We start from the raw sequence: 8,267 nt of genomic DNA, 5'->3' as shown, positions 1-8,267 counted from the left end.
ACGATGCCGACACGGCGAGAATCTTCTTCGCTGTCACGAGGGTGGGGGCCCTTGCGTTCGACACGTACTCGGACGGCGATCCTGATGATGAAATCGACCATCTCGGGGACATCATGGACTCGCTCGGATGCGATCCTGAAGATACGGCTCGATCGAACATCGACGCCATAAGGTGCCCTGACTCGTTGCCGGATGACACGGTCACGGGAGCCCAGGTCCAGGAATTTCTGAAGGGTGCGGTCCTTCGTGATCTAAACGGCGCAATCGATAACATCGCACCGGTATCGGAATCCTACGAGAGAAACGTCACCTTCAACACCGGTGAGAGAGAGGTGTCAGCCGAGATCGACTACCGTGACGTGCTCGTCTTGCGATCTGCGCTGGGGACAGCGATAGCAGCCACCCTGATTCAGTCGGCTTACGATCTCGACACAGACATCGATGCCGAGTTGAACGATCCTGCAAACACCATGGAGAATTTCCTCGCCGGCAATACCAGCTTCCTCACCCTGGCTGATGCCTCGCCCCTGAGTACCGCGAAGAGCGAGCTGAGCCAGGCAGCGGATGATCTGCTCGCCGCTATAGACGGGATCCAGGTCGAAACTGACGATCAAACCGACGACCTGATAACCCTTGGAAACACAACACCGGAAGAGATCGAAGAGGCAAAGGCAGACATCCTGGATTTCAAAAGCTCGCTTGAAGGCCCGGTGAAGGTCCTGGACAACGAAGTGCCCGAGGACCCGGCGAACGACTTTACCCTTGACCTGAGCAAGTTCTTCGCGGGGTTGAACCTGAGGGATTTCCTCCCGCCCTTTGCCGGGGACCAGGTAAGCGGCCTCTTTCCCGACCCGACCTTCAACGGCGTTTTCGGCCCCGAGATAGACCTGAACGAGGATCGGGATTTTGCCGGGATCGATACGACCTATGAAGGGGACATCTCCGGGAACGGTGAGGTGATCATATTCAGCAGGGGCCAGAGCGTTGGCTCCGGGGAGGTGGAGCAGGGAATTGCCGTCGCCACGAAGAGGGGGAGCGGATTCACCAACGCATCACTTTCGGGGGCATACACGGTTGTAGGCCTTGCGTTGAATAACTTTCAGGATCTCTCGGTGAGAGAAGCCAGGATAATGACCCTCATTCCATTTTTCCTCGGTGACGGAACCTGGCTGGGAGCATTCAGCGACTTCTCAAGTGACGGGGTTACAGAAATCGGGGCTGCAGGGGGAACGTACCAAGTGGAAGATGACGGCTCTTTCACCTTCGTCGTGACGACCAGAGACAACGCGCCGATACCCCCCGTTGTGTTCTCGGGGGACCTTTCCCCGGGCAGTGGGGAAAGTTTCACGTTAACCGGCACAGATGACAGCGATCTGGAGATTCAATTCGCCGTAAAGATAGGAAGCGGATTCGGCAACGCCTCCCTCACGGGAAATCACAGTTTCAGGGCGCTGTCGTTTGACAACTTTGCAACGGCCAGTCCGCAATCGGAAATTTCCGCGATCCCCGACATGAACTTCGACGGTCTCGGCAGCTGGTCGGGAACCAGGCAAGTGCTCACAAGTGACGGCTCGTTTGGAACAGACAGTGTGGAAGGAACCTATTCGGTCAATAGTGGAGAAGGCGACCTGGATCTCACCGTCACCTCCTCCGGAGAAAACTTTTCGGGAAGAATTTCCTCAGGCGGGGGCCTCATCGTTGCAACAGAGCAAACCGCGAACACAACAGTCAATCAGAGCATAGCCATCGCGGCGAAGAAGGGTGGGGTCTTCAGCAACGCCGACCTCGCGGGTACGTACAGCTTCAGGAGCCTGGACATGGATAATTTCGGCTCACTCTTGTTCCCCTCCCGGGCTTTCGTGAGGAATGCCATAATCGACTTCAACGGGAACGGCAGTTGGGCGGGGACCTTCGATGAGTTCGAAAGCGGCGGTTTTCCGTCAACGGGCAACATAGCCGGCATATACTCTGTTTTACCTGGCGGCTCTATCACCCTGACCATAACCGGCGGAGGAGACGGCATCCCTGATATCCTCCAGTAGTGGATAGGAACAAAAGCGCCCCGCGGCCGGGTCGCTTTTCTTTGGTGCCCGGGCATGAACGTATCAAAGAGGAAAAATATCCTGCTCACGCTCCTGTCGGCCCTTTTCATCATGACGCTTTTGTGGGCAGCGTTAAAAAGGGACCCCCTCCCGCCTGAAACGGGCAAACGCACACGGCTTGTAAGCCCAGCATCGATAAAGGGTATATCGGCGACGACGATCAGAAGCGGCAGGGTCGTGAGCAGAATAATTGCAGACGAGCTCTCGGTAAAGCCGAGGAGGTTTTACATCTTCAACATAAAGCCCTTCAACGAAATCGGCATGACCAACGCAAAGCTGGAATATCATCTCTCAGAGGGTTCGACTCCGGAAGGGGGGGACCCTTTCTCCCTCGATGAGCACATCTCATCATTGAAGGGAATCGCCGTTTCACGAAGTGGACTCGGCGTCATCACGAGAGGGGTCATCAAGGGGTTCGTCCTGGAAGTTATGCGGGGTGAGGTCCCCCTTTTGTCCGTCTCGTCTGAGGAAGCCCAAATCGATCTCGAAAAAAAGAGAACCGAGCTGATCCGCGCCTGTCTTCAGGACCTGAAAACCGGGAAGAAAATTACCAGCAACAGGATCATCTGGGATGCCAGGGAGAAGGTCTTCAAGATACCCGGAAGATACCTTGCAAAGAGCCCGGAGGGGAATTCCCGGGGAAAGGGTATCAGGGTTGACCTGGACTTTACCGTATCCCTTTTGAATTGACCAGATCATTCTGTGCCCGGTTTTCGGTTCGCCCCTTCACGCAAGCTTTTTGAACAGGCAAGAACAGACGGGATAGTGGAAGGTGGAAACTCGAGTCTTTCACCTTTGAGACGGCACATGGTGATTGCATTCTCAGCAAGGTATGTGTATACGATCGACCGGTTGGTCTTGCAATCGTCACCGTCACAGGGTAGCGTAACAACTGGGAAAAAATGGATCAAAAAATAAAAGGGAGGAGACCATGGAAAAAAAAGAGACGCTGAAAATCACGGCAGCTATTCTCACCCACTCGGTGGTATCACATCTTCCTCCGGGAACGCTGACCCCTGTCCGGCTGCCCGATCAGGTTTCCAAGGAAGTGCTGAAAATTTACGAAAATATGTACAATTCCCTCAAAAACTCAGACACTGAATGAAAAAGATATGCGGAGGCGCAAAACATTTTGCAGAACCGATTGGGCAATAAGAGAAATTTCGCAAAAAACCATTGATTTCGCGAATTCACTGTTCATTGATCCGAAAAAGGCAACAATGGCCCTGCCGGCGCACAAAAAATATTGTTTCCATTGAATTTTCTTGCTATGTTAAAAAAAACTTCTCAAAGGAGGCGTAAATGGCTTTTTTCCAGAAAATCGGAAGCGCAACCTATCACACGACGACGGCGTGTTCTAAAGTCCCTAAAAACGTAAAGACGAACAAAGGCTGGAAAGCGCTGAAGTCGAGACCGAAGGGTAAAAAGTGCGCCGAGTGCGAGAATAAAACCAAAAAGGCCCCGGCAAAAAAGGCGGCTCCAAAAAAAGCGGCAGCCAAAAAACCGGCAGCCAAAAAAGCGGCGAGAAAAAAGTAGAGCAGGACCTGATTCTACCTCTTTTTGGATATCTACATCTACCCAAAAGCAAAATCAAGGGGGGGAGGGGGTGTTCTCAACTCTCCCCTTCCGTATGAGATTGGGAAGACGGAAAATCCCGAATTACCCTCTCCCTGATGAGTTTTTCTATGTCGTTTTCCCCGTAACCGATACCTCGCAGGATTTCCCTGTTGTGCTCTCCCAGGTAGGGTGCCCGCATTCTTATTTTTCCGGAAAAATCGGAAAATTTTATGGGAAAGCCGGGTTGCCTGTGGGCCCCGAAGCCGGGATGTTCAAGGTCCAGGACCATTTCCCTCGCCCGGGTCTGGGGGTCTTCGAAAGCCTCCTTGAAATCGTGAACAGGGGTAACGCACACGTCCTCCCCCTCGAAGATTTTTTCCCAGTCCTCCCTTTTTTTCTTTTCAAACTCTTTCTGCAGCTCACCCGCGATCCTCCCATCGGGGTCGAACAGAGTGGCACTTCCCGCAAGATCAGGCCTGCCAAGGATCTCGCAGAGCCTGTCGAAAAACCAATCCTCGAGGGCCCCCACGCTCAGATATTTTCCGTCGAGGCACCGGTATGTGTTGTATCCCGGAAAGAGGCCGGTTAGCGGCATCTCACCCCTTTGAGGTATCTCATTCGTCAGCAAAAAAAGCGCGGCATGGATGGAAAGCCACGAGATGACACCGTCAAACATCGACACGTCCACGTACGTTCCCTTTCCCGTCCTCTCCCTCGCTAATAGGGCCATGAGGATTCCCGAGAGTGCCTGGAAGGCACCGCCACCCAGATCGGCAATCTGGACGGGGGGGATAACGGGAGCTCCCCCCTTTTCCCCGCAGACCCCGAGAAGCCCGGCAAGGGAGATGTAATTTATATCGTGTGCCGCCTGGCCCCTCCGGGGCCCCGTCTGCCCGAATCCCGAAATCGAGCAGTAGACGATACGGGGGTTTATCTCCGCCAGCCGTTCGTAGTGCACGCCGAGCCTCTCCGAAACGCCGGGCCTGAATCCTTCCAGCACGACATCGGTGTTTTCCGAGAGCCTGTAGAATATCTCCCTTCCCTCTTCGGACTTCAGGTTCAGGGTGAGGCTCTTCTTGTTTCTGTTCAGGTATATCTCTCCCGGCGTAACGCCGGGTCCCTGTGAGTCGCCGAAGGTTATTCTCTTTCTCGGGAAGGGCTCATCGACCTTGATAACTTCGGCACCATAATCGGCCATGAGAAGTGAACAGAAGGGCCCCGGCAATTGCAGCGAAAGGTCGAGCACCACCACGCCATCGAGTAATCCCTCCATATCTGCCTCCATCTGAAAATAGCGAGAGTATCTATTGATACTGAATTTTTAACATTTTAAGATATAACCTGTGCAAATTAGAATCAAGGGTCGGCTAAATGATAAAAGCGAAAGCCTCCATATTTTTATCAGACGCTCACCTGAACGACTTGGATGAGGACACGGAAGCTTTCCATTCCCTCATGAGAAACGCCTGGCGGCAGGGAGTCGAGGTGTTCCTCCTCGGTGATATTTTCGATCTCTGGTTTGGGAAAAAAACCCTCACCTTTCCCTTCCAGGAAAAGGTCATCGCCGAAATTGCATCCCTCTCCGAGAGGGGGCTGGCTGTCCACTACATAGAGGGAAACAGGGATTTTTTCCTCGTCGGCTCGTGGGTGGAAAAATACTTCAAAAATATCGCGGAAAGAGAACTCGCGGTGCAAATCGGCGGGAAAAAGATCCTTCTCCTCCACGGAGACACGGTGAACAGGCACGACATCCAGTACCGGTTCTGGAAATCCTTATCAAAAAACAGCGTTGCCTACTCACTTTTTTCGGCCATACCGGCAGGAATCGCACTGCCACTGGCAAGAAACCTCGAGGGAAAACTGAAGAAAACAAACCCCCGGTTCCGCTACAACTTCCCGGAGGACGAGGGCCGAACCTTTACATCGCATGCCACGAAAAAAGGGTACGACACGGTCATCATCGGTCATTATCACGTGGAAAAGGTGATCACCGTGGATGAAAACGAGCGGGACACGATGCTCGTCTGCCTTCCCATGTGGAAGGAGAACCGGAGATACTATTACATAAACGAAGCGGGAGGATCCGGTTTCAGGAAGTTCATCCCCGACACGCCCCTGGTTGAATGACACGGGGCGTTTCGCATGTAAGGGGAATTTACCCCCTCTGCGGCGGGGAAGATAGTTTCCCGGCCTCTTTTTCCCGGTAAACGGAAACGAACAGCTCAACCACACCGGGGTCGAACTGCCCTCCTGCGTTCCTTTGCAACTCGGAAATGGCTTCCCGGTCGGTCATCGCTTTGCGGTAAGGCCTCTCTGATATCATGGAATCAAAGGCGTCAGCTACAGCCAGGATGCGTCCCTCGAGTGTCAGGCCTTCCCTGCTTAGGCCGCTCGGGTAACCCTTCCCATCGCACCGTTCATGGTGCTCACTGATACACGCCTTCACTTCTTTCAAAAAGCTCAGGGGCTCAATTATCCGGTAGCCGATAACGGGATGCTGCCGAACCAGGCGCATCTCTTCGTCGCTGAGCCTTCCTCTCTTTCCCAGTATGGCCGGGCTTATCGATATCTTCCCGATATCATGAAGGATTGCCGACTGAAAGAGGATGTTCCTTCTGCGCTTCGACAGTCCCGCTCTGTCCGCCATCGAAAGGGCAATATCTGCAACCCTCTCAGAATGGCCCCTCCTGTACCTGTCCTTCTCCTCGATGGAGCTGATAAGGGATCTGAGCGTGTTGAAGTAGTTTGTCTTTACCTCCTCATGGAGCTTTGCGTTTTCGACAACCGTCCCGAGGTGTCCGGCCAGGACCGATGCAAGCTCGATGTCAAAGGATGGGAAGGAGTCTTCTCCCCGCCTGAAAATCGCCAGGACCCCGAGTATGACCCCCCTTATCTCGACAGGCAAAAGGAGCCCCTTTTTCAGGCCGTGTTTGTACACGCCATACCGTGCAAAAAAGGAGTCCCTCTCCACGTCGACAACCCTCGTGTGGATAACGTTTTTCACATAGGATGGAAACTCCCGCTGCATCTTCTTTATGAACATCTCCGCCACTGAATCTTTTCTGAATCTCTGCGCGCAGAACACATCGTACTCCCCTCCCGGACCCGCAGTTCCCGCTACGGCGAGGAGAATGAGTTCGCCGGGAATGATATTCATCATGTTCCAGACGATCGTTTCGCCGAGCCTCTCCGGATAGGTAATTCTGTTCACCGCGCTCAAAAACCCGCTGAGCTCCTTTATCTTCGTAAGGGCTTTTTCCCGTAAGTTCCGGTAATCGCCCATTTCACGGTCCCCCTGACATGCGGTATCCATTTCGGCCTCTGCCGGGACAGAGGGGGGGGAGCCGGCCTCCCCCGCACCCTTGCGGAGAACCGGCTTCCGTGGAAGACTTTCTCTCCACCCGCTGACGCGCGGGCCGACATGAAGATCTGTCGCCTCTGAAGCAGGGCGCCTTTCCGGGTCCTTCAGCCGGCGGTAGAGAATCAGGGTCCCCAGCGCTACCACGACGCAGAGGAGCAGCCACGTGGGCAATAGCAACCGCCTGAAGGCGTTCAGTGACGTGATCGTCTCTTCAGAGGGAAACCCGATGAGGAGATAGGAATCGTCCTTTTCTCCCAGAGCCACGGGTTGGATTGCGAATCGAGATCCCTTTACGCTGCCGGAGAGAAAAAGCCCCCTCCCCTTTATGAATCCCCGGTGGGGAACGGGGAAAGAGCCTCCAGCAGGTTTCTCCGGATGGCAGGACAGGCAGTTCCGCTGTCCGGTCACCTCCATGATGGGGAAAAAACGGCCTTCCGTAACGAAAACCAACGATTCGGGCCTTGCCTTGAGGGAGGAGAGAAACGGTGCTCCCTCCAGCGCTGCAACCCCCCTTATCCCCATCCCGCCTGATTCTTTTTGAAGATTCCGCTGGAACACCACGTATACCTTTCCTCTGCGCGAAAGCACATCAGGAAAGGGTTTTCCCAGGGGATAATTTTTCAGGAGATCAGCGGGAAACCCGTCACCCCCGTCGGAATCGAACCACCGCCCCCGGAGGTTCCCGGAACCGTCAAAGAGTTCTACGAGCACGAGGGGGTAATAACTGCCCCCCTCGATAGTTTTATTCTCAACGGACTCGAATTCGCCCGGGCCGGGGATCGTTTGACCGAAATCTTTCCAGAATGCAGAAACTTGCTCGTCAATCGCGTCGGCAACCAGGTCACTCAGCCTGTGGGAAGACTCCTCGAGGTACGCAAGATACGGGGTGACGATGCTATTCTCCCCGATCTTGTACATCACGAAAAAAAGGAAAGAGGCGGAAAGGATTACAGAGAAAAGCACCAGTGCTAGCAAAGCCCTGTCGGAATGTAGCCTTCCCTTCATCAATCCCCATACCACTTCTGTTCTTAGCCATTAAGATTATAACCATACCGGGGGGAACACAAGGCTTTTATCGCAGGGGGCAATGAGATGACTTCGTTTCCGATCGGAAAGGTGGGCCGGGAGACAAAAGTGAGTGATGGGGATGCCCTAACCGGATCTGCTTACAATACAGGAGACCATGATGAAGACGAAGAGCAGGGAGGCGGCGAACTCTGCGGCTCCCGAAATAAAAAGGATCGTGC

Annotated in this window: 6 protein-coding genes and 1 pseudogene; 5 read left to right on the top strand and 2 right to left on the bottom strand. The window is 53.9% G+C overall.

From position 1 onward, the window contains the following. The 4 genes and pseudogenes from GTN70_09360 to GTN70_09345 form a co-directional block, all read left to right on the top strand. Window positions 1-2,042 (top strand): hypothetical protein (locus GTN70_09360; GenBank protein ID NIO17190.1); only part of this gene is annotated, 2,042 nt, incomplete at its 5' end. A 54-nt stretch (window positions 2,043-2,096) separates the two neighbouring features. Continuing rightward, the gene (locus tag GTN70_09355; protein ID NIO17189.1) at window positions 2,097-2,792 is read left to right on the top strand and encodes a hypothetical protein; all 696 of its coding nucleotides are present in this window, start codon (window positions 2,097-2,099) and stop codon (window positions 2,790-2,792) included. Between the two features lie 241 nt (window positions 2,793-3,033). Further along, window positions 3,034-3,207 carry a hypothetical protein gene (locus GTN70_09350; protein ID NIO17188.1) on the top strand — a complete coding sequence of 58 codons (174 nt, stop codon included), beginning with the start codon at window positions 3,034-3,036 and terminating at the stop codon, window positions 3,205-3,207. Between the two features lie 347 nt (window positions 3,208-3,554). Then, window positions 3,555-3,638: pseudogene (locus GTN70_09345) on the top strand (histone). Between the two features lie 76 nt (window positions 3,639-3,714). On the opposite strand, the gene GTN70_09340 reads toward GTN70_09345, so the two are convergent. Further along, on the bottom strand, window positions 3,715-4,932 hold the full coding sequence (locus GTN70_09340; protein ID NIO17187.1) for a CoA transferase: 1,218 nt from the start codon (window positions 4,930-4,932) through the stop codon (window positions 3,715-3,717). A 98-nt stretch (window positions 4,933-5,030) separates the two neighbouring features. Between GTN70_09340 and GTN70_09335 the strand changes: the two genes are divergently transcribed. Continuing rightward, the gene (locus GTN70_09335; protein NIO17186.1) at window positions 5,031-5,786 is read left to right on the top strand and encodes a hypothetical protein; all 756 of its coding nucleotides are present in this window, start codon (window positions 5,031-5,033) and stop codon (window positions 5,784-5,786) included. Window positions 5,787-5,814: 28 nt separating this feature from the next. Here GTN70_09335 and GTN70_09330 read toward each other — a convergent pair whose 3' ends face one another. Continuing rightward, the gene (locus GTN70_09330) at window positions 5,815-8,025 is read right to left on the bottom strand and encodes an HD domain-containing protein (GenBank protein ID NIO17185.1); all 2,211 of its coding nucleotides are present in this window, start codon (window positions 8,023-8,025) and stop codon (window positions 5,815-5,817) included. Between the last annotated feature and the right edge of the window lie 242 nt (window positions 8,026-8,267).

The organism is Deltaproteobacteria bacterium, from assembly GCA_011773515.1.
Lineage (GTDB): Bacteria > Desulfobacterota > Deferrimicrobia > J040 > J040 > WVXK01.
The sequence above is the reverse complement of the archived record's forward strand: the minus strand, read 5'-3'. Positions and strand labels throughout refer to the sequence as shown.